At 32.9% G+C, this 22073-nt stretch carries 21 protein-coding genes and 1 pseudogene; 8 read left to right on the top strand and 14 right to left on the bottom strand.

Annotated elements, in window-relative coordinates; all coding sequences use genetic code 11:
- Positions 1-2: 2 nt before the first annotated feature.
- The 4 genes and pseudogenes from MHB65_RS11135 (at position 3) to MHB65_RS11120 (ending at position 4152) form a co-directional block, all read left to right on the top strand.
- A complete protein-coding gene (locus MHB65_RS11135) occupies positions 3-1139 on the top strand; it encodes a zinc-dependent alcohol dehydrogenase (RefSeq protein ID WP_342443508.1) in 1137 nt (378 codons plus the stop codon).
- Between the two features lie 183 nt (positions 1140-1322).
- A pseudogene (locus tag MHB65_RS11130) lies at positions 1323-1962 on the top strand (response regulator transcription factor).
- Between the two features lie 1117 nt (positions 1963-3079).
- Entirely contained in the window at positions 3080-3601 is a 522-nt protein-coding gene (locus MHB65_RS11125; RefSeq protein WP_342443507.1) for a hypothetical protein, read from the top strand.
- On the top strand, positions 3565-4152 hold the full coding sequence (locus tag MHB65_RS11120; RefSeq protein WP_342443726.1) for an IS4 family transposase: 588 nt from the start codon (positions 3565-3567) through the stop codon (positions 4150-4152). Before MHB65_RS11125 ends, MHB65_RS11120 begins: the two co-directional genes overlap by 37 nt.
- Positions 4153-4298: 146 nt before the next feature.
- On the opposite strand, the gene MHB65_RS11115 is transcribed toward MHB65_RS11120, so the two are convergent.
- Positions 4299-5117, bottom strand: coding sequence for a tyrosine-type recombinase/integrase (locus MHB65_RS11115; RefSeq protein WP_342443506.1), 819 nt, complete (start codon positions 5115-5117; stop codon positions 4299-4301).
- A gap of 186 nt (positions 5118-5303) precedes the next feature.
- Positions 5304-5528, bottom strand: coding sequence for a DUF5412 family protein (locus MHB65_RS11110; RefSeq protein ID WP_342443505.1), 225 nt, complete (start codon positions 5526-5528; stop codon positions 5304-5306).
- A 909-nt stretch (positions 5529-6437) separates the two neighbouring features.
- Here MHB65_RS11110 and MHB65_RS11105 point away from each other — a divergent pair.
- On the top strand, positions 6438-7733 hold the full coding sequence (locus MHB65_RS11105) for a hypothetical protein (RefSeq protein WP_342443504.1): 1296 nt from the start codon (positions 6438-6440) through the stop codon (positions 7731-7733).
- Between the two features lie 467 nt (positions 7734-8200).
- On the opposite strand, the gene MHB65_RS11100 is transcribed toward MHB65_RS11105, so the two are convergent.
- Positions 8201-8704 (bottom strand): YkvA family protein, encoded by a 504-nt coding sequence (locus tag MHB65_RS11100; RefSeq protein ID WP_342443503.1) that lies wholly within the window; start codon positions 8702-8704, stop codon positions 8201-8203.
- A gap of 578 nt (positions 8705-9282) precedes the next feature.
- Here MHB65_RS11100 and MHB65_RS11095 point away from each other — a divergent pair.
- Positions 9283-9939, top strand: coding sequence for a hypothetical protein (locus MHB65_RS11095; RefSeq protein WP_342443502.1), 657 nt, complete (start codon positions 9283-9285; stop codon positions 9937-9939).
- Positions 9940-10433: 494 nt separating this feature from the next.
- On the top strand, positions 10434-11672 hold the full coding sequence (locus MHB65_RS11090) for an IS110 family transposase (RefSeq protein WP_342443501.1): 1239 nt from the start codon (positions 10434-10436) through the stop codon (positions 11670-11672).
- Between the two features lie 178 nt (positions 11673-11850).
- Here MHB65_RS11090 and MHB65_RS11085 read toward each other — a convergent pair whose 3' ends face one another.
- From MHB65_RS11085 to MHB65_RS11035, 11 genes are all read right to left on the bottom strand, one after another.
- Positions 11851-12231: a VOC family protein gene (locus MHB65_RS11085; protein ID WP_342443500.1), complete on the bottom strand. Its 381-nt coding sequence runs from the start codon at positions 12229-12231 to the stop codon at positions 11851-11853.
- On the bottom strand, positions 12149-12736 hold the full coding sequence (locus MHB65_RS11080; protein WP_342443499.1) for a GNAT family N-acetyltransferase: 588 nt from the start codon (positions 12734-12736) through the stop codon (positions 12149-12151). Before MHB65_RS11080 ends, MHB65_RS11085 begins: the two co-directional genes overlap by 83 nt.
- Positions 12737-12997: 261 nt before the next feature.
- Positions 12998-13282: a CD3324 family protein gene (locus MHB65_RS11075; protein ID WP_342443498.1), complete on the bottom strand. Its 285-nt coding sequence runs from the start codon at positions 13280-13282 to the stop codon at positions 12998-13000.
- 898 nt (positions 13283-14180) lie between these two features.
- Complete coding sequence (locus MHB65_RS11070; RefSeq protein WP_342443497.1) at positions 14181-15287, bottom strand: response regulator; 1107 nt, start codon at positions 15285-15287, stop codon at positions 14181-14183.
- A complete protein-coding gene (locus MHB65_RS11065; protein WP_342443496.1) occupies positions 15284-18334 on the bottom strand; it encodes an ATP-binding protein in 3051 nt (1016 codons plus the stop codon). Before MHB65_RS11065 ends, MHB65_RS11070 begins: the two co-directional genes overlap by 4 nt.
- 194 nt (positions 18335-18528) lie before the next feature.
- Complete coding sequence (locus tag MHB65_RS11060; protein ID WP_342443495.1) at positions 18529-18690, bottom strand: hypothetical protein; 162 nt, start codon at positions 18688-18690, stop codon at positions 18529-18531.
- Between the two features lie 82 nt (positions 18691-18772).
- The gene (locus tag MHB65_RS11055; RefSeq protein WP_342443494.1) at positions 18773-18946 is read right to left on the bottom strand and encodes a hypothetical protein; all 174 of its coding nucleotides are present in this window, start codon (positions 18944-18946) and stop codon (positions 18773-18775) included.
- 31 nt (positions 18947-18977) lie between these two features.
- Positions 18978-19121, bottom strand: coding sequence for a hypothetical protein (locus tag MHB65_RS11050; protein ID WP_342443493.1), 144 nt, complete (start codon positions 19119-19121; stop codon positions 18978-18980).
- Between the two features lie 861 nt (positions 19122-19982).
- Positions 19983-20342: a DUF1304 domain-containing protein gene (locus tag MHB65_RS11045; protein ID WP_342443492.1), complete on the bottom strand. Its 360-nt coding sequence runs from the start codon at positions 20340-20342 to the stop codon at positions 19983-19985.
- A gap of 67 nt (positions 20343-20409) precedes the next feature.
- Positions 20410-21036 carry a nitroreductase family protein gene (locus tag MHB65_RS11040; RefSeq protein ID WP_342443491.1) on the bottom strand — a complete coding sequence of 209 codons (627 nt, stop codon included), beginning with the start codon at positions 21034-21036 and terminating at the stop codon, positions 20410-20412.
- A gap of 22 nt (positions 21037-21058) precedes the next feature.
- Positions 21059-21463, bottom strand: coding sequence for an Ohr family peroxiredoxin (locus MHB65_RS11035; RefSeq protein WP_205443224.1), 405 nt, complete (start codon positions 21461-21463; stop codon positions 21059-21061).
- Between the two features lie 144 nt (positions 21464-21607).
- Between MHB65_RS11035 and MHB65_RS11030 the strand changes: the two genes are divergently transcribed.
- On the top strand, positions 21608-22051 hold the full coding sequence (locus tag MHB65_RS11030; protein WP_342443725.1) for a MarR family transcriptional regulator: 444 nt from the start codon (positions 21608-21610) through the stop codon (positions 22049-22051).
- Positions 22052-22073 lie beyond the last annotated feature (22 nt).

Raw genomic sequence — 22073 nt, 5'->3', positions numbered from 1 at the left:
AAATGAAAGCTGTCACTTTTCAAGGTGTAAAAAATGTTGAGGTTAAAGAAGTACAAGACCCTAAAATAAAAAAAGCCGATGATATTATTGTTCGTTTAACCACTACTGCCATTTGCGGGTCAGACTTGCATTTGATTCATGGTATGATTCCTAATCTTGGACAAGATTATGTCATTGGTCACGAACCAATGGGTATTGTAGAAGAAGTTGGAAAAGATGTGACGAAGGTTAAAAAGGGTGACAGGATTGTCATTCCTTTTAATATTGCATGCGGGGAATGCTGGTACTGCAATCATGATCTGGAAAGTCAATGTGATAATGCAAACGATAATGGCGAAATGGGTGCCTACTTTGGTTATTCAGACACAACGGGCGGTTTTCCGGGAGGACAGGCAGAGTTTATGCGAGTGCCCTATGGCAATTTTATTCCTTTCAAAATTCCAGAGAAATCAGAAGTTCCTGATGAAAGTCTTGTTCTCCTTGCCGATGCCGCATCTACTGCTTTTTGGAGTGTAGATAATGCTGGTGTAAAGAAAGGAGATACTGTTATTATTCTTGGTTGCGGACCTGTTGGACTGCTAGCACAAAAATTTGCTTGGTTAAAAGGAGCAGAAAGAGTAATCGCAGTTGACTACATCGGGTATCGTCTTAAACATGCAAAGAAGACAAATAACGTGGAAATCGTTAATTTTGAAGACCATGAAAATTGTGGTGAATACCTGAAAGAGATTACCAAGGGTGGTGCAGACGTTGTCATTGATTGTGTAGGGATGAGCGGAAAAATGACGCCTCTAGAATTTCTTGCAAGTGGGGTAAAACTTCAAGGTGGTGCTATGGGAGCCCTTGTCACAGCCAGTCAAGCTGTACGTAAAGGAGGAACAATCCAAATTACCGGTGTATACGGCGGTCGATACAACGCCTTCCCACTTGGAGATATATTCCAACGCAATGTAGCGATTCGTACTGGACAAGCTCCAGTTGTTCATATCATGCCTCATGTCTATAACTTAATCGCAGATGGTAAAGTGAACGCAGGTGATATCATTACACACGTCCTCCCTCTTGAAAAAGCAAAACATGGTTATGAAATATTCGATACAAAACAGGAAGACTGTATTAAAGTGGTTTTAAAACCCTAAATATAGCGTTTTGGTACTTTTGTCTCTCTATTGCAAAAGTACCTTTTTCAATTGATCCGGGACATTGAATCATTCTTAAAACCACTACCACCTATTTTAAATGAGTAATTTTGTAGAAAATCTAGGTTTCTCCACATAAACTACAGATAGCGTGGTTATAATGTCAAACTAGGCGGATATCAAATGAACTATAAAATTTTTGTAGTAGTAGACGATTTAAAAATTCAAGAATTAATTAAGCAGTTTTTGATGACACAAAAATATTATGTAGAAATAGTATCTGATGCAGACGAGGGAATAAAGAGACTAAAATCCCAATACTATGATTTGATTCTCCTCGATATAAAAATGCCCAAAAGGTTTGATGTGGTCAAAATGTTTCGCAGTCAATTTAATATACCCATTATATACTAACTGCTTTAGAAGTAGAACTAGGTAAAACAAAAGACTTTGATCTTGGGATTAACGATTATATAACAAGCCATTTCCATTTCATATGTTGATTAGACGAGTACAAGCAATACTTAGAAGAAGCAATAATACAAATTTCGAAAATTATTTGTATTTTGATCAACTTCAAGTTGATTGTAAAAGAATTAAAGTTTATGTAAATAAAGAGGAAATACAGTTAACCACACAAGAATTTAAAATTTTACAGCTACTACTTCGTAACGAGAAAAAGGTTCTTACTAGAAATACCATTATACAAAGGGTTTGGGATTATGAATATTCAGGAGAAACACGGAAGATTGATGCCCATATAAAAAATATAAGAAAAAAGTTAAATATACCCTATATTAAAACATTAAGAGGTATCGGATAAAAAATTGATGAATAGGATTGTAAAATCATGAAGAGGAATTCAACCAAATGATTTCTAAAACCACGCCTTTATATTAAATGAGGGTGTACAAAATATGGGCTTACTGGGATTTTACCGAATATACTTGTTTTAATGATGAGTTAGAGATGTAGATTATTATTCAAAAATGAAAATGAAAAAGCAAAATTAATTATTATTACTATAAAGATCTAACTTGGCTAATAGAAAGGTAACATCAAAATTTGGCTTAATCGTTGCTGGTGTATAAGTGAAAGTATGTTACAAACACAGCAAGTAAAGCCTCAAATCAGATTTAAAACTTGTAAAGACGGGATTCGATACCATCTTTCAAAACATTTCTGACATCTTCTGAAATCGAAGGATTCATTCTAGAAGTATGCAATGGGCGATTTATCACATCAATAAAAACAACAATCATTTCATCAGATTTTCGAGGTTGAACCTTATAAATATATTCGGCTGCTTTATCTTTATTATAAATAATCAAACTTTATTGCAAAGCTACAAAATCTGTTGCTTTGTAATAAAGTTTGAGCAATAATACCTCGCAAACCCTTATTTTATGTTAAATAAGAAGAATCCCTTTTGAAAAAAGATTGATCAAAAGGGATTCTTCTTTAGCAGTATTAAGTTAGTTTTTTATAAAAAAGTTTGATTATTTTCTACCTGTGTTGCTCCACAATCGCGCCCGATCGTATATGATAACGGTAGCCGGGGTAGAACGTTCGCGCCCGTGGGGCTAAGACCCCGTCCGCAAAACTGTTCGCCCCCTACTTGTAGAAACATGTTTGAGGCTGGTTGGGACAATGATCTCGTATAACAAGCGAAGCTATGACACTACAAAGAGGATTTAGGGGTTACCGGCAATTATCATTTTGAAGGAGGAATTATAATGAATCCAGTCATCGGTCTGGATGTAGCAAAAGGCGAAAGTCAGGTTCAAGCTTACTTGGAAAGAAAGAAGCCCTACAAGAAAAGTTTCAAAGTAAAACACGTCTGTTGATTAACTAGTTTTTACCATTAAAATCTAATAAAAAAGAGAGATTCCATGTAAAATGTAAGTTACCACACAAACTTTTACGAGGAGGAATCTCTCATGGCTAAGAATACCACGATTTTCACACTACTTCAAAACTTTATTTCACAAGAAGAAATCAATGGGATTCTAGCTGATCTTCAGTTTGAAGATACGGCTCGTAAATGTGATGTACCAACGCTTTTAAACTACTTGGTTGGCGCTGCTACATTTGAATGGAAAAGTTTACGTTACGCTGCGGATGTTGCACCAGGGCAAGGCTTGAAATCAGTGGATTATTCCACATTTTCAAAACGTTTAGGCGAACTAAATTATCTCATCGTCAAACGTATTTTTGAGCTGATTGTCAGCCGATTAAACCGAGCTGCGAGACGCTCACTTAAACTAAAAAAAGAGCTACTGGCGATTGATTCAACAACGATTACTGTCGGGAAAAATCGTTTACCTTGGGCGCTGTATCACGGTGAACGTTCAGGTATTAAACTACATATCAGCTTCACCAATCAAACAGGAATACCCCTTCAAATCGTTGAAACGATGGTCCTATTGGTGTCGAGCTGGAAGATAAGCGATTTATTTTAGTAGCGGACCGTGCTTATTTTTCCATTGATAAAGTCGATCGTTATGCGACAACAAAACAAGATTTCGTCATTCGTTTAAAGGATAATATTCAATTAAATCGCAAAAAATCGTTAAAAAGAGCAGCCGTTGAAGGGTCAAATATCGTTGGTGATTTCACTTGTACACTCGGTACTGCTCAAAAGCAAACAACGGAACGCCACCGTGTTGTCAAGTTCATCGATTACGAAGGTGCGATTGTACGCGTTGTCACAAATCTTCGTGATGTAACGGCCGAAGAAATCGCCGACATGTACAAGGAACGCTGGGCGATTGAGTCATTCTTTCGCTGGATTAAACAAAATTTAAATGTGCCAGTGCTATTTGGAACGACTAAAAATGCGGTATTTAGCCAACTTTTTTCAGCGTTAATTGCCTATGTGTTACTAAAATTAATCTTTCACTCTCCAACATTTAAACACCCTCTCCTTATTGGACTAAGAAACGAATTGTATTTTCTATTATATAGAAAGACAAAAAATATGAAACCTTTAACTGATTCCTTTACTAGTTGATGTACATAGTCTCCAAAGCGTCGTTTGGTAATCTTTCATAAAAAGTTGTTATTCAACAATCTGGCCCTATAATAAAAAAAACACCCATTTCTACATGAGTGTCTTAATTGAATGAAAGTTCTTTAAAAGTATTTACTGTATGAATCCTATCTTAGCTTTCCGCTTAGTTGAGCGTATATCTTTGTAGTCTCACTCTTTTCATGACCCAGTAAACTTTGAATGACATCAATTGGTGCACCGTTATTAATCATATGCGTTGCATAGCTGTGTCGTAATTGATGCGGATGTATACTCTTTTTTATACTAGCACGATTTGATATGCGCTTGATAATATATCTTAAATTATCAATGCTCATTCGTCTTTTCGGCCTTCTGTCCGTAATAAACAAACAAGGTTCCTTATCCTCTCGTTCATCTAAATACCTTTTTAACCAAATAGAACAGCGGGTATTAAAGTACACTTCCCTTTCTTTATCACCTTTCCCTTGTACAATTACTGAATTCGATTGAAAATCGATATCTTCTCGATTTAATTTTACAACTTCACCAATTCGGCATCCGGGTGAATACATAAACTCAAATAGTGCTTTCTCCATCGTTGTTTGACAAGCTTCCCTTAGATGTTCTATCTCTAATTCTGAGAGAAATTTAGGAATCCTTTTACCTAATTTTGGTTCTTTTAATTTAGCTGCAGGATTTTTTAGGATATAACCTTCTTCATGTGACCATCTAAAGAGTAATTTAACACAACGAACCCTATGTCCTAAACTAGATGGCTTTAAGTGGTCTCCTGATCGTATTAAATATTCTTTTAATCTATCTGTATTAAATTCGTTCATATCAATATCACCAAAAAATCGCAATAATAGATTGTATTGAAAACAATATGTTTTTAATGTAAGCGATGAATATCCCTCGATTTTTTTATCCTGTTGATACCTTTTCCATGCTTCGGATAATAACATGTGTCTTTCACTCTCCCACCTATAAATCTATTAATTCTAGATTCTATTATGTTCAATGAAAGATTTTTCCATACAAGGATATTCAACAAACTAAAAAAACATTTATAGTTCCGAACTCAAGTTAATCAAAAAGGCACTTTCCTTGTTTCCAGGAAAGCGCCCGATTGTTGAAGAAAAGGGCGAGTATCATTGTTTTCTAAAATTAAATTTATCATTTGACACATCTAACGTATGACCGTTTATTACCACTGTATTATTGTCTATCCAAATAATTTTTTCAGTTCCTTCATGATTGTTCCAGTTTTTTATATTTCTTTTATGATTAAATACCAACCCACAAATAGAATACGAAGTTGTAGCCCCCTTACAAGACTTATAAGAAAGGTAAATTAACTTGGCAGTATTAGTCATCCAATGGAACTTCGTAAAAACTAGGGATTGTAGAAAATGCCCCAAATTTTTTGTCAAGGATGAACGAGTTATATTTCGCATGTTTTAAAATCAATCAGCTTGTGCTTTTACTGGTGAAATAACTGACGAAGAAAATAAGGTGATTGGAATCATGAATGGAAAAGGTATTATTAGAAGAACTAAATCACTTATAAGATACCTCAATCTTTCTCACCTTTTTAACAAGGGTATTAACATAAATTCTCAACATTAATCTAAAAAAACGCTCAGATTTAACTCTGGGCGTTTTTAGATAAAATTATTTTAATTTTGTTGATTATCCAATTAAAAGTAAATTGATATATAACAAATAAAAATGTTAATTCAAGGCCATATAATATCGAACTAATAGGATTAAAGCTTGAAATAAAATACGAGTATATTGATCCGCTTATTATTCCTATGAGAACATAAGAAATAACATATGATGGAAATATAAACGTTTTTTTATTTTTAACCTTCATTATAATTAATCCATCAATCAGTATAGACAAAGGAAAAATGATGATGAAAAGAAATGTTAGATTAATAATCAACGTTATTGTAAATTCATAACCAAAATTAGAATAAAATTCATTGGTTCTTCCTTCACCTGCTGAAAAGTATTTAAATACTCCCAAAAATATTGGTATTGTGATAGCTGTGAAAATTGCAGAAAGGAATTTAATATAAGGTCTATGAAATGATGACTGCAGTGTTTTGTTTTTCATATTTACTCCAATTCTACTTAATAATATTTAAGTAATTTTATGATATTTTTCCAATAAATTTATTATATCATAAAATTTAATTATTAAAAAATCAAGTTTTTCTATTTTATATATGATAGTATATATTTGAGTTTAAAAATTTATTAAAAGGAAAAATTGCATGAAATTACCATTAACTCTTACTTTGTTACTAACTTTTGTAATGTTTTTTAGCTTTTCAGATATAATGGAAGCAAGTGCGTCCGATAAAACCATTCCATCAGTTAGTGTAACACCAGATTTCAACTCTATAGACGTACAATGGAATTTTAAAGGGGATTTATTTAAAATTATCGATAATAAAGGTGATATTATTTATAACGGAGACCAGAATAGTTATAAATTAGTTGATTTAGAGTCGAATAGTTTAGTTAGTTTTTATATAGTTGCTTATAATGACGGCAACATCACCAACAGCCAACATATTATTACAACTACTCTTAAAAATACAAATAAACTAAATATGAGAACTCTAGCATCCTCAACCGAAATTGATACTTCTATTACCAGCATTGCATCAAGTGAAGGGGTTAATCTAGACTGGAATGATATCCCTGGAGTTGAAGAATACCGTGTTTTCAGGAATCAAGAATTAATAGCTACTATAAGTGATAGTAATTATACAGACGTAAACATAGTTAAGAATTCTACATACACATATGAAATTGAATTCTCAATTCCTCTTTCCGATAGTGAAAAGGTAGAAACAAAGAATTTTCTATCAGACAATGAGCTTCTTGATCTTAGTGATAAAGAAATTGAACAAATGAGTCAAAGCAGACCAGTTAGCATAATTAGAATTGTAGATACAACTCCTCCTTCATTGCCAATTCAACCGCTAGCAACACCTACTACAAGTTTCTCATGGGTTTATAAAACATTCCTTCCAATGGATTATATTGAAGATCCTATTCCGTTAAATGGAATTGCATTCTTCGGAGGAGATAATAGGACTTTCAGTTTTGATTCGGAAAAATACCGAACAAAAATGTGGGGCAAAACAGTTTTCTCTTATGATTCAACGCATGATTTTAGTAAGAATGTAGGTAAGACAACTGCGTATGACGATAACAAAAAACTTATTTCTTCAAAAACAGCATCAGATGAATTAATGTATGGAGTAAAAAATACACATACTTATACAAAAGCTGACTATACTTATTATCATAAAGTCGGAAATCCCTATATACCAATATCCGGACATGAGATAGATATTCTCATGAGAGTTGTTACTAATAGTAATGGTACTTATAGCTTTGAAGGTAAGCATGACAGAGCTCCATCACATGAGCTTTATCTAACATTAAATAATGGGGTAAGTAATCGCCAGATTTTTGCTCATCCTAACGAAGGTCTTGGTTATTTAGGAGGACCAAGTACTTTAGCTAGAAGTTTTTCAATTACTGGGAGTTTGTAATGATTTATTGTTAATCGCAAACGCTATATAATATATTTCAAATCGCTTTATAAGCTTTAAAAGCCCACTTAATAATTTAAGTGGGCTTTAGTGTATTTTAGCTTTATTGAACTTATATATTCTACTAGGATAATTTCAGTTTCAAGTTACTTTTTATTAAGTACCTCCTACCTAATTAAATCTGATTAATATCTAAAGAGTTTCATACTTGAAGATCATTTCGCTCCATTTGTAGAAACGTAGTAACTATTAAGCTCAGAAAGATGTATAAATTTAAAAGCTTTTTAGTAAATTCATATAGTGAGGATTAAATTATTTTTTATCTTATTGTTACGTAGATTGGAGGGGGAAGTTATTTACTGCTGATATTCAACAATATGGCCCTTAAACTGAAAAAGACACATTTCTTATTAAAGAAATGCGCCCGTTTGTGGAATCCTTTTGGATTGACGTTCCTACTATATTGCCTAAACTAATTTATCATCTACATCTGAGGTATCTATATCATCGCCAAACCAATCTTTGAGTTTTTCTTTGGCTTGATTTTTAACATCAGTATCAATATATATTGATACTTGCCATAAAGCTGCAAGTAGTACTCCTATGTCATCAGTATACCCTACTCCCGGTGCTATATCTGGAATTAAGTCAGTAGGTAAAATAAAGTAGCCTAATGCTCCATATATAATCAATTTATTTTTCATAGGTACCTCTTCCTTTTGTAAGACAAAATAAAGAAGTAGTATGGCATATACTGAAGATGAACCGACTTTTTTAGAGTATTTCTTTATCTTCTTCCAAAGTCCATCTTCTGAATAATGCTTACTAAAGTTTTGAATTTTTTCTTCATCCATAGCTTTAGCTTTGCATTTTAAATCTTCAATTTCTTCATCACTAAGCTTTATTTCATCTACTTCTATTACTTCTGGTAGCTCATCTTCTTGTTTTTTCTTTCTGAATTTCTCAAACAATTTATATCCTCCTAGCCCTAAACAGATGTAGTTTTTATGAAAAAAATAACTTGGGGTTTAAGCATATTTTTTTACTGTATTTAATGACTTAGTTGAATTTGTAAATTTAGATTCTAAAAAACTTGTTATTGGATGTGGTATTGCTATTCCAGTTTTATAATCAATAAAACAAATAAAAGTCTTCATTGAAGTTACCATTTTATTCAATATATATTCATGTATTTCAATTTGTTTTACTACGAATCGTTTTTTCATTTCCTCACCTCAATAACACTAATTATATAGACGTATATATTTTTAGCAAATTAGAATTTCCACACATTAAATTTCATTGTGTTATAAAAACACTTAGTGATATCAATGTTTTTTTATAATTTTGTGTGATACTTTATTAAAACCAAATATTCAAATATAACTTTTAGGTTTTTATGTTTAACTAGATAATTTAAAAGCATAGGCATCCTTATACAAATAATTCATCAGGCTTAAAGACCCATTTTTACTTCCAAGATATTTTGATAAAATCAAAAATATATTGTTAAACTACAATAAATATGATTAAAGCACGGAGTGAAAGAATGAATACCTTTATAAAAGTTCTTTTAACTATACTTGGGGTTTCTGTATTATTGATCGCAAGTATCGCGTTATATTTTAGTGACTTTTCTGAAAAATGCAAGGTTAAAAAGTATGCAGAAGATACATATGGCTATGATGTAGAGATTAAACAATTATATAGAACAGGGATTGGTTCTGATTATGAATACGTTGTCTTTCCAAAAAATCATCAACATTTAGAATTCAAAATCATACTAAATCCTTATTCAGATACGATAACAGATAATCATGCAAGGGCCTTGGAAGCGGATAAAGCATTGCACAAATTGAATAAAGTGATTCCAGCTATTGAAGACCTCGGGTTTCAAGGTCCAGATTATACTAATAAGGAGATCAGAATACTCTTTTCGGATGAAACGAAAAAGCATGCTCTTTATTTATATACTGCTGCTCCAATTGAAAAGGCTACCTTTGAAAAAAATGAATTGGACCGTTTCTTTGAATTGCAAAATTTAATAAAACAAAGTGGCGCTCCCATTACCTATGTGGTCGTCGAAGACATGCGGGAACCTGCTGATAGCAACTCCATTTTGTTCTATATGAAAGATGTACAAAGTACTAACACGAAAGAAGATTTCTTGTTACAGTTAAAAAAAGATAACCACGATTTGAAGTGAGGTGAATATTATTTTACAACAGTCCTTTTCAGAAAAAGATATTAACAACTACATACGATTGTTTACTAAATAGACATACCCACAAAATGCATTACCTAAGTTTCTTCTAAGAAGTTACTTGGTAATGCATTTTATCAAACGTTGGTTAGCTTAGTATGTAAGCTAGACTGTCCTTTAAACACAATTATCTAGGTCGGTCCATATGACTATTTCTTGGGTGGTATTGCTCCACAATATGGCCCGATCGTAATATGAGGTTAACCAGTTTTTTCTGGTTGACCTTTTTCTTTTAGGTCTTATTATAACGGTAGTCGGGGTAGAACGTCTGGCCCGTGGGACTAGATCCCGTCCGCAAAACTGTTCACCCCCTACTTGTATAAACATGTTTCGAGCTGGTTGGGACAAGGATCCCGTTTAACAAGCGAACCTATGACATTACAAGCAGCTTTAGGGGTTACCGACGAATTTAGTTTTCTTTAGGAGGAGATGTAATTATGAATCCAGTCGTTGGTCTGGATGTTTCAAAAGGAGAAAGTCAGGTTCAAGCCTTTTTAGATAAAGGCAAACCATATCGTAAGAGCTTTAGTATTAAACATACTCTTGATGGTTTAGATAGTTTATTAGAATTTCTAAGGGAAATAGAGAAACTAGCTGATGGTGAGCAACCTTCGGTTATTTTAGAATCTACAGGTCAATATCATATGCCTGTCATTCAATTTTTGGAGGAGCAACAATACGTTTATATTATTGTAAACCCACTTATCTCTCATCGAGCTAGAAGTACAAATTTACGCAAAGTAAAGACCGATGCCATTGATGCCTATCAACTATGTGAACTGTATTACAAGGAAGAGTTAGAACCATATAAAAAAAGGGGCATACACCTCTTAAATCTTCGTAATCTCACTAGACAACAAGAAACAGTATCAAGCACAGCTGTACAAACAAAATTACAGCTACAATCAATCTTAGATCAAATATTTCCTGAATATAGAGGTGTCTTTGGGGATCTCTATTCAAAAATTTCGTTACAGATTCTATCAATCTTCCCAACCTCCAAAGAGGTTTTAAGTGTTAGCGAATCGGATCTTACTAATAAAATTGCAGAATTATGTACAACCCGTTCAGAAAAATGGGCAAAAGAAAAGGCAATTAAATTGAGAGAAGCTGCATTACGTAATCCTGTTCAAAACAACTTGTACCAAAGCCATATCTTTAACCTAAGAATGTTTATTAACATTGTTCTTCAATATCAAGAGCATCTATCGAAGTTAGCAGCAGAAATAGATGCCCTCGCTAAAGAAATTGAAGAATATGAGATAATCCAGTCTATCCCTAGTGTTGGAGAAAAGATTGCGGCAACAATCATCTCTGAAATTGGAGAGATAGAACGGTTTAACCATCCTAAAAAGCTAGTAGCATTCGCCGGGATAGATCCTAGCGTTTACTCTTCTGGCCGGTTTACTGCTTCCATCAATCGCATAACCAAAAGAGGTTCTAGCAGGTTAAGACAAGCGTTGTTTATGGCTGTACAATGCGGTAAAAGAGATGCACGTAAGCAAAAAACAAGTGAAGAAATAATCCCTAGAAATAAGAAATTAAGAGAGTTCTACAATAAAAAACGCGAAGAAGGGAAGCCTTTTAGAGTAGCCATAATTGCATGTGCTAATAAGCTTTTACATTGGATTTATGCCCTACTAAAAAGAAAAGAAGCCTTCCAAAATGCGGTTTAAAAATCACATTTAAGTACATTGAGAAAAACCTTCCAATTTTAAAGAGGAAGGCTTATTTGCTGTACCCTTTTTTAGTATATCATGCGAGTTTTACTTTTTTTATTAAAAAATCTTGACAACTATTAGCTGGTTTTGTGGAAATAAAAATTAATATCTATTCTCCTTTAAATAAGGGTTTTTATTTCATGTTTTTCTTTTTCCAATCTACTAACGTCATCATTTTTTCGTTATCAGGAAGTTCCATATCTAGTGGTGTTATTAATTCTAATGAATTGCAATCGGGATCATAAAAATAAACAGCAGCATGATGTGGATTATTTTTAAATACTAACGGTTGCATCTCTGGAGAGAAACCAAATGAAGTACGAACTTCAATATTTACAGATTCTAACCACTCCTTTACTCTTTCAATTTCACACCTATCTACTTTATATGCTACATGACGAATGGATGGATGATATGGAAGATTTACTGTTTCATTTTCCCAAAGGCCTAACCAACTTTCCCCCTTTCCAATCCTCTTTGTTAAGAGTGTAATGATAATGAGTTTGGTCTTCAATTTCAATTTCTCCATTAAAACGAAATCCGCATTTTTGAATAACTTTATTTGAGCCTAAATTGTGAGGTAGAACAACTGTATTAAGCAGCTCTACATCTGTATTCTCAAACAAATATTTTATCAATCCTTTTACTGCATTTGTTGTGTATCCACGACAACTGTATTGCTTTGAAATTGCATAAACAATTTCTCGGTTTGGTTCACCTAGCTCTTCTTTTATACCTGTATTGCAGAAACCAATAAATTCTCCAGTTTCCTTCAATATAATTCCCAACTTCAAGTAATTAGCACCACTAATATTAGGTACAGCTAACAAAAACTTTTTATTGTCGGGTATTTCATAATTTGTGACCCAGTTTAATCGTTGTTCTTTTGTTGAACGCCAATCTGGCAGAAAATTATAAACCTCAGGTTGTGAGGTTAGCTCATAAATAGCATCAGCATCTTCAATTCTAAATTCTCTCAGTAATATATCACCACAATCTATTGTAAATAAATTGTTCATATTTCTCCCCCTATCCCTTTGCTAATATTCATTTTGCAAAAAAACAATTTCTTAAGTAACAATGTCCGCCCAATACATACTTCCACTTCTGTTCATTAATCTAGATAAATTACGTCTGGGTCTCAAAAATCAATTAAATGGTTCCCCTACCTTTTATAAGAGTTGATTAGATTATATCTGACTTACATTACTTGAAAAAACCTCAAACTTATTTCATAAAAGAAAATAAGCCAATGCGGCATAAAACCACATTGGCTTATTTTAAAAATTTGTTCTTTTTCTTTTCTCTTTTAATACAATTCTTTGAATACTTTTTGATGACAAATAATATTTTTCACACAAAGAAGCTATATTCAACCCCGATAGATAATCATTATATATATTAGAATTTCTTAGATCCAATTCTCCTCTGGTAGCAGTACTGGACCCCCAACTCTTTTTACTATCATTTCTTCGTGGGATATAAATATATTCACCATCAACATATTTCTGTATTAACTCCACCAACTCAGTTGGAAGTATAAGTTTTGCTTTTTTATAGCTCATTTTTGCACTCCTAATTTTTAGTATTTCTTTTAGGAAGAGCAAAGGCTACTTTTTCAATTATTTTATTATGCAATAGCCTTTGCTATGCAAAAATAGTATTCCTTCTCATACACTCAATCCTCCTTGCAGTTTAGATTTTAATATAATTTCGCTTTACATTTAATACATATTATACCATATCTATTTTTGATTTATAAGAATCCAATCCCTTAATCTACTTCAAAAATTAGTTATTTCAAAATAAATATTAACTATTGTTAAAATTTACAACTTCTATAAATTGTTCTCTATGATAGTAAATTTGTTTAAATTCGTTACTAATAAAGAGCATAACACCATCCGTAAATATGGACAGTGTTAAATAAAGTTGTTCAATTTGCATTGTAAATTCTTTTTTATGCTAAAAATATATCGTTTAATTTGATAAGTAATGCAAAAATCACATTTATTGTGGAAAATTTTATTTCACGGATTATTAACTAGCTTTTTCCGTTTCTTTTATGTCATTTATCCTTCACTAAACACTTTATCCCTAGCATTCTCTACGATCTTTCCTAATTCTGTTTTAACACGTAAAAACGGGCTATCACCTTTAATATACATTCCAATAATAGTTTTTACTATAGGATCGAAATTGCTTTTGGAAAGCTATAAAACTTAGGAGAAGGTTTTGTCATGCAAGGATTTAAAGACAGATTTCTTGACAATCTTCTACGTGGATATTGTATTAGATAATGCGTGCCACGTGTCCTAAACAAGTTTGATACTGTGCATTAGGAAAGAGCGAAAAAATGGTACTTACTATGCCTTTTAAGCCAATAAAAGACTTCCATCCCTTTTATGAGTTCCGTGAGCTGGTCCTTCCCCCTGACCAATACCTACACCTTGAAATTAAAAACTATTTATTCAAATAATCATTCCATAATCCTTGGATTTTCTGTGGTATTTGTATACCTATTTCTGAAAATTTTTCTTTAATAAACTTATAACAATCTAAACTTTTTTTTCTTTTATTATGTTTAATTAAAAATTCTAATAGTAAAAACATATAATGTTCATTAAATTCATCTAACTCTAATAATTTCTGTAAACAATTATAGGTTATTAGAAAATCTTTTGAATTTGGATTTGTAATGTATCTTTCAAGTGCTTGAATTACTTTTTCTTTTAAATTTATTTTTAATTGAATGGACCACATATATTCATCTTGTGCTAAAAAATCATCTTCATAAAAATTAATAATTTTTTGAATAGACGCTCCATCATGACTAACTTCTTGCAGTAGTTGAATTAATTCATCATAATCACTATCGATTTTTAAAGTTAATTGGTAATGATTATTCGTCATTTGTATAGCTTTTTCAATGCCATTTTCCTTAAAAATCTTTCTTAATTGATATATAGAAGTATGTAAATTCTTTGTGGCTTTCTTTAAATCTAATTCTGGCCAAAGCTCTTCTATAAGTAAAGCACTTAATACAGGTTTTTTTTGATGACTCCATAAATAAAGGAACAATTCTCGCACTTTTTTAGTTCGCCACTTTACCACCTCATGTTTAACATCTAGTAAGTAAAAACTACCAAGAGTATGTGCATATAACATGCTATCTTTTAAATTCTTTCTAAGTGTTACTTCTTGTTTCCACTTTTTCTGAGACTTATTCAATGCTTTAATTAAACGCTTTTCATGTACAGGTTTTAATAAATAATCCATAGCCTCTATTTCAAATGCATCCACGGCAAATTGTGCATGGGCCGTCACAAAGATTATTTGTAAGAATGGGTGTTTTTGTAACAATTGTTTAGCCACTTGCATACCATGCATGTCGATCATTTCAATATCTAAAAAGACAAGGTCAACCGCCTCCTTTTCAAGGAAAAGAAAGGCGTCTACTGCATTTGTAAATGCCCCTTTGATGTCAATCTGAAATTGAGTAAGCCGTTTTAACATGATGCTTAGAACATCGATTGCCATTATTTCATCATCAACAATAATTATTTTCATACTCCACCACCCTCTGGTAATAAAACGACAATAGTAGTCCCCTTTCCTTCCTCGCTGTATAAACGTAAACTGGCATTTTTCATTAACTTGAATTTCTTTAAAGGATTCATAAAGCCAATACGTGTACTTTCTTCATTTATCAGCAGTTGAAGTTTTTCCTCAGGGATACCAACACCATTATCATAAATTTTAATGCAGACAAACTGCCCCTCACGCTGAACACTTATTTCCACAGTACCGCCCTCTTGTTTTTTAGAAATACCATGGAAAACAGCATTTTCAACTAAGGGCTGAATAGATAATGCAGGAATCATTAAATTAATGGATTCATCAATATCATATTTAATCGTTAAACGATCACCAAAACGCATCTTTTCAATATATAGGTATGCTTTTACCAGCTCCATCTCTTCATCAACAGAGACAAAACTATTGCGGTAATAAACATTGAGCTTGGCTCGGAAATATGTTGCCAAACAATAAAGTGCTTCCCGGGTATTGTCCATATCCGTATAGCTCAAACCAATAATTGTGTTAAGTGTGTTATACACAAAATGCGGCGTTACCTGTGAATACAAATAATTCATTTCCACTTCTATGGCATCTATTGAAGATTGACGAACAGCTAACAAAGATTCAATGCGAATAAATAATTCATCCGTTGAAACAGGTTTTTGTAAGTAATCATTTGCACCTACCTTTAAAGATAGCACTAAATCAGAATGCTTCATGATTGCTGTTAAAATAATGATTGGAAGTTCCAACATATCATAATGTTTGCGTACTCGTTTACATAACTCATAACCTGACATCCCATTCATCATTAAATCTATTAACATACAATCTACTTTATTATTTTTAATATAATCTACAGCATCAAAGCCATTATCAACAGCTATCACTGTATATCCTTTTACAGCTAAAGCGTCAGCTAAAGCTTTAATATTGATATGATTATCATCCACCACAAGTATTTTTTTATCATTTCCTTTACGAATAAGTGGTAAGTTAAGCTGGAGAACCTCAGTAGTTGTATGTGTGACAATTGGAGGTTGGTCCAGACTTACGTTTTCACCTGTTGCAAGTGGCATCGTAAAAGTAAATGTTGTCCCTTGTCCTAGTGTACTTGTCACATGAATGTCACCATTTAATTTTTCTACAATATTTTTAGTAATACTTAATCCCAAGCCAAGCCCTTCTTTTTTATGTTGATTATTTACTTGATAAAAGGCATTAAAGATTCGATCTAAATCTTGTGCAGGAATGCCAGCGCCTGTATCACTCACTTGGATCACCATATGCTCTGCACGGACATAAGCCGTAACTACAATTTCGCCATTTTCTGTGTATTTCATGGCATTGTGCAGTAGATTATAGAGCACTTGCTTAAAACGTAATTCGTCTGTCAATATAGCTGGCAACGATAAATCAACCTCATCATGTAAACTTACTTGACTATTTTTAGGCATCACACTACGAATTTCTTCTACTACCTCATTGATAACATCGATAGGTACATGACGAAGGGAAACCCTTACTTCACCAATCATTTGGTTAGATGAAAACAATAAATCCTCTACAAAATGTCCTAAACGCTGTGTCACATTATGAATCAAAATAACTTGCTCCTGTTGCGTCCGTTTCAAAGGTCCTTGCGCACCTTCCATCAAGGTTTTTGATAAATTTAAAATACCATTAAGGGGGGTACGTAGTTCATGTGATGTTTTTAGTAGAAATTCATCCTTCATTTGATTGTGTGCCAGCAATTCTTCTGATAAAGTTTGGATTTTCTCAAAAGCTTGATTAGCCCTGTAATTTAATAATGAAGCAAAGCCGAATAAGATTAGTAAAAACAGCACAAATTCTGTATAATCAATCGGTACACCAATTAAAAAATTAAAAACAAGTAAAATCGTATAACAACAAATAGCGGAAATAACGATTAACATATAACGGACACCTTCAAGTCGATTTAACATCACTTGGATCAGTATCCCTACATTATAGAAAACAATAGGAGCTGTAATACTGATATATATTATTTTTCTTAGGAACATTTCCAAATCAGAAGATGCTCTTTCATTTTTAGTAATTGGATTGTAAATACCGTAAAAAACAAACACAATACCGAGTAAGGCGACAATCATATAAACGACCTTTCTCTTTTGTAATTGTGGATACATCGAATAAATAAATAGTGTTAAAGATAGGAGCGCTATCGGAATCGAACCTAACTGTAAACGCAATTGATTGACAGTTTCAAAATCGGAAAATAATAGGAAAAAGATTTTTTGATTAATGAACGACATATAAAATCCTAATGAAATAGTAAAAAGCCCAAAGAACAATTCTTCAATGCGTTTGCGATTCAGTACATAGGTAAAGATATAAACGATTCCAATAACTATATGCCCAATGCTTACTAATGCATCTAAAAACACTTTCCAATTATAATACTGTTGAATAACCTCCTCCGTTCCAAATTCAATAGGATAAACAATACCAGACTGAGCAACATTGTAGTTCACCACATGTATGACAATATTTAATTCATTGTTATCACTTTTAGCATAGACAGTATATTTATCATCATTTTCAGCTTCATATTCACTTAACACCGTACTTGCTTTTCCTTTAGCCCCTACTTCTATACCGTTAATAAAAACACGACTAGCTTGTCGGATAGACCGAATATATAAGCCGTAAACTCCCTCCGTTGGTACCTTTATTTTGACGTGATAGGTGCCAACAGCAAGCCCTTCTTCATTTGGCTCTACATATTTGTCCCAATTAAAGGGGATATCTAGTGTAAGTTGTTTATTTTTATAGTTATCAAGCTTTTCCCACGAAGGAATTAAGACGTTTGGATAAAAAGCCCAATCTCCTTCTAGCTTTATTGGTTTTTGTAGTTGCTCCTCCTCAATTTTCACAACACCTTGGTGAACCATTTGAAGATTATTATTAGAGTAATAATGCCAATTGCTAAAGAAAAAAACCAAAACAAACAGCATGATAACACTCATAATAATTAGCATATTCTTTTTCATTATCACGCCTCCGTAGACGAGTAAATTCTTATGTATGTTAACATCTTATTGTTTATGATTCAATCAACTCCCGTTGGAATATTAACATAGAAAACATGAACAAAATCTGAACAATGGATTATTTTAATATTTATAGTTGAAACTATTTCCCTTCAAAATTAATAAGCAGGCTAAGAAAATTCTTCCTTGCCTGATTAAACTTTCATTACTTCGAAAGTTGATTCTTTACCATCCCCATCAACAAGATACATGTGAAAATTAGCTACTTCTTCGATTTCCTTAATTGCCCAATGTGTGACTTTGACATTCGGGAATCTTGGTTTTGTCACTCCATGTAATGGACAGCGTTCAAACATACGGTTCATCATCACGACAGGGTGTGCACGTGTTAAAGCTGCATTTGTTGCAAAGTTTCCATCTTCCAGACCGTTGAGGGTGCTACAGCGCGATTTGCTTCAATGATCCACTGTGTCTAGTGGCCTTTTGTATCCTTGAATGTAATCCAAAACCTTTTACTATAGAAAGCTGTTTAAAGTTGGCTGAAACTGCGACCATTTCAGCATGTGTGATGTTGGCATTTGCATGGAATTTATCATGTTGATCACCATTCATAAATGCCCTGTTCTTTGACTGAGGCAATCGCTCAAGCAGCACTATGATCTTTTTCCCCATCTTTGAATGGTGCTTTATTTACTGTTTGTCCTTCTGTAAAGCCTAAAATACGTGCCATCATGATGGCTACTTGTACACGTGTTACATTCTTATCAGGACCAATATTAAGAACCATTCGCTCAACCTCTTCAAAAGGTTTAAAATTGCCATGTTATACGCTAGCTCCTTTTTGACAAGAAAAAGGACTCACCAGTTTTGATGAATCCTTAACTTTGGATAGATTTTACGAATCTTGTCTGCATTAACAAGAAGTTTTAACACTAACGTTCATAAAATAATTTGCCTTGATTTCTATATGTTTTTTGTTCTTTCGTTAATATATTTTCTTGCTGCAGATAATCATTTATATCAGAAACAGAAAGATCATTCACAAGGTTTTTTAAAGATATACCGCTATCAACTAGCCATATGAACTCCTCGTCAATGTTTTAGTTTTTATCTTTCATAACATTTTCATCAACTTCTATTACCGCAATTATTTTTTTAGCCATACATAAATCTACCACTATAAAATGAAATAACGCTAGTCGTTCAACTCACTTCCAAAGATTCACCAGTTTTGATGATTCCTGTTTACTCTAAAACTTAATTATTCTTTTCACTTTATAAGGGCAAAATTCCAATGGGTATCAAACCAAATTTTTGTCTATTTTCGATTATTTGCACCTTCACAGTATTCCGAATTCAATTTAAAACCAACCTAGGAATGTTTTGTATTGTCATACGCTAAAGGTGTACTAATGCTCCCATGTAGCTATCTAACAATGTGTCACCTAGATTAGTGTAAGTTAGTAAAAGATACTCAAGCAGTGATAACGGTTTTTGTGTCGGGTGTCAAGTTTTACTGTCACTAGGAAAATCAAGTGCTGATTTAGGAATTTTTTTCTTTTCAGGATATGTGGCTTAGTTTCATTTCTATCTCTAAGTACTTTCATTTTATGAGAATTTTTTATTAATACAGGTTTTCAGTATATCTTTAGAAAAACAAACTCATAAGTGCTAAAATAGCAGGTCCACCTTGTTTTAATAGAATCGATTTAGAGCTTGTTACGCTTCCGTACAAAGCGACAATGATCACAAAGATTAAAAACATGGCGACAATTTCAGTTTGCTGATGAGAGAAAAATAAACCATACAATAAGGCGATTGCAATCAGACCATTATAAACGCCTTGATTTTTGAAAAGAACTTGGACATTTACATTCTTCAATGTTTCATCAGACAGATTAAATGTTTTTGCTGTTCTTTTGGAAGTAGTTGCAAACGTTTCTAAATACATAATATACAAATGCTCAGCTGCTACGACTAAGCTTAAAATAAAAGTTAATGATGACATCCTATTCACTCCTAAAAAATCTTTAAAAAAGCAATGTCCGCAAAAGAATCAGGGACATTGCCTTATATTATTTATTAAACCTTACAATTCGATCTATTGGTAGGCGTGAAGAACCATACGCTGGGGCAGCTGCTTCACCAATGGCTAATAATAAAATAGGAATTTCATTTGCTGGTAATTCCATGTATTCAGCGAATTTCGCTTTATCAAACCCACCCATTGGAACGGTATCATAGCCCATTTCCTTCGCTAATAGCATGATTTGCATAGATACTAAGCCAGCATCAAAGTGTACGATGTTTTCTAATGTTTTTGTCGAAGCTGAGCCATACATTGCCAATGCATCTTGTGCAAGCTTATTGGCAATTTGTTCAGGCATGTAGCCTAATTCCACATTTTTTGCATAGATTTCCTCAGCATTTACGTACATTTCAATATCACCAATGACTGCAATTATGGCAGAGGCTGTTTCGATTTGCTCTTGATTAAATGAAAAGAAATTAATATTCTTTTGGATTTCTTTATCATCAATGACAAGAAAGCGCCATGGCTGCATATTACTTGAGGAAGGTGCTGAAGTAGCATCCTGCAACAGCTGCATGATTGTGTCACGCGAAATTTTAGTTTGAGCATTGTATTTACGTACAGATTTACGCATTTGCATCATTTGTTTTAGTGGTGTAGTGGATAACATGTACTTTCCCTCTTTTCGAAAATTAAACTGCTTTTATTGTTACATTGATATTGCCCATTGTGGCTTTTGAATAGGGGCATACCGTATGTGTGACCTCTAATAATTCCTGTGCTTCCTCCAGTGCTAAGCCTTCAATATGTCCTTCAATGTCAACGGCAAGCACATAGTCAAAAGAAGCTTGTTCCATTAATTTAACTGTTACTTTAATTGTTGATGCGTTTTTTAGTTTCTTTTGGCGTTTAATTAAATCCAATGCACTATTAAAGCAGGCACTATAGCCAGCCGCAAATAATTGTTCTGGGTTTGTCACATTGTCTAGTTTGGAGCCTGGTGGTGCAATTTTTAACGATAATGATTGATCTTCTGCATAGGATGTGCCACTACGGCCACCTTCATTAATCATTGTAGTTGCGTATAATTCTTTCATAATTAAAAACCCCTTATCTTTTGTTGTTAATTAAATTGTGTACAATCTAATTTTTACAAATTGAATTGTACACAATTTAATTGCGTTTGACAAGTAGGAACTTTATTTTTAATATAAATGGTAGTAGAAGAACTTTAAGAGGGGATTTTTATGCCTAATCATTTAGATAATCAACTGTGCTTTCTTTTATATGCAACATCAAAGGAAATCACTCGACAATACACCTTATTATTGAAGCCATACGATCTTACGTATACAGGCTATATTACTTTATTAGCTTTAGAGGAAAACGAACAGATAACCGTGAAAGAATTGGGACAACGTTTATTTTTAGATTCAGGAACATTAACACCATTATTAAAAAAATTAGAGGCAAAGAATTACATTTGTCGTGAACGTTCGAAGGATGACGAACGACTAATGAAAATATATTTAACGAATGAAGGCGCAAATGTACGAAGAAAACTTCCAGAAGTGTCTCGCCAAGTGATGAAGCAATCCAATATCTCGGAGCAGCAATTTGTACAACTGAAAAATGTACTTCAAGATATCGTATACAACGACTGGAAAATAAAAGATGAAAATTAAGAGAACTGTTTTTCGATGTTTA

The sequence above is a fragment of the Lysinibacillus sp. FSL K6-0075 genome, from assembly GCF_038592945.1.
In the GTDB taxonomy this organism is placed as follows: domain Bacteria; phylum Bacillota; class Bacilli; order Bacillales_A; family Planococcaceae; genus Lysinibacillus; species Lysinibacillus fusiformis_F.
Note: the sequence above shows the minus strand (reverse complement) of the source record. Positions and strands in the feature narration are given on the sequence as shown.

Coding starts and splice junctions, on each gene's coding strand:
- MHB65_RS11135 (WP_342443508.1), top strand. CDS start 3: ATGAAAGCTGTCACTTTTCAAGGTGTAAAAAATGTTGAGGTTAAAGAA.
- MHB65_RS11125 (WP_342443507.1), top strand. CDS start 3,080: ATGGCTAAGAATACCACGATTTTCACACTACTTCAAAACTTTATTTCA.
- MHB65_RS11115 (WP_342443506.1), bottom strand. CDS start 5,117: ATGTTATTATCCGAAGCATGGAAAAGGTATCAACAGGATAAAAAAATC.
- MHB65_RS11110 (WP_342443505.1), bottom strand. CDS start 5,528: ATGACTAATACTGCCAAGTTAATTTACCTTTCTTATAAGTCTTGTAAG.
- MHB65_RS11105 (WP_342443504.1), top strand. CDS start 6,438: ATGAAATTACCATTAACTCTTACTTTGTTACTAACTTTTGTAATGTTT.
- MHB65_RS11095 (WP_342443502.1), top strand. CDS start 9,283: ATGAATACCTTTATAAAAGTTCTTTTAACTATACTTGGGGTTTCTGTA.
- MHB65_RS11090 (WP_342443501.1), top strand. CDS start 10,434: ATGAATCCAGTCGTTGGTCTGGATGTTTCAAAAGGAGAAAGTCAGGTT.
- MHB65_RS11080 (WP_342443499.1), bottom strand. CDS start 12,736: ATGAACAATTTATTTACAATAGATTGTGGTGATATATTACTGAGAGAA.
- MHB65_RS11075 (WP_342443498.1), bottom strand. CDS start 13,282: ATGAGCTATAAAAAAGCAAAACTTATACTTCCAACTGAGTTGGTGGAG.
- MHB65_RS11070 (WP_342443497.1), bottom strand. CDS start 15,287: ATGAAAATAATTATTGTTGATGATGAAATAATGGCAATCGATGTTCTA.
- MHB65_RS11065 (WP_342443496.1), bottom strand. CDS start 18,334: ATGAAAAAGAATATGCTAATTATTATGAGTGTTATCATGCTGTTTGTT.
- MHB65_RS11060 (WP_342443495.1), bottom strand. CDS start 18,690: ATGTTTGAACGCTGTCCATTACATGGAGTGACAAAACCAAGATTCCCG.
- MHB65_RS11055 (WP_342443494.1), bottom strand. CDS start 18,946: ATGAATGGTGATCAACATGATAAATTCCATGCAAATGCCAACATCACA.
- MHB65_RS11050 (WP_342443493.1), bottom strand. CDS start 19,121: ATGGTTCTTAATATTGGTCCTGATAAGAATGTAACACGTGTACAAGTA.
- MHB65_RS11045 (WP_342443492.1), bottom strand. CDS start 20,342: ATGTCATCATTAACTTTTATTTTAAGCTTAGTCGTAGCAGCTGAGCAT.
- MHB65_RS11040 (WP_342443491.1), bottom strand. CDS start 21,036: ATGTTATCCACTACACCACTAAAACAAATGATGCAAATGCGTAAATCT.
- MHB65_RS11035 (WP_205443224.1), bottom strand. CDS start 21,463: ATGAAAGAATTATACGCAACTACAATGATTAATGAAGGTGGCCGTAGT.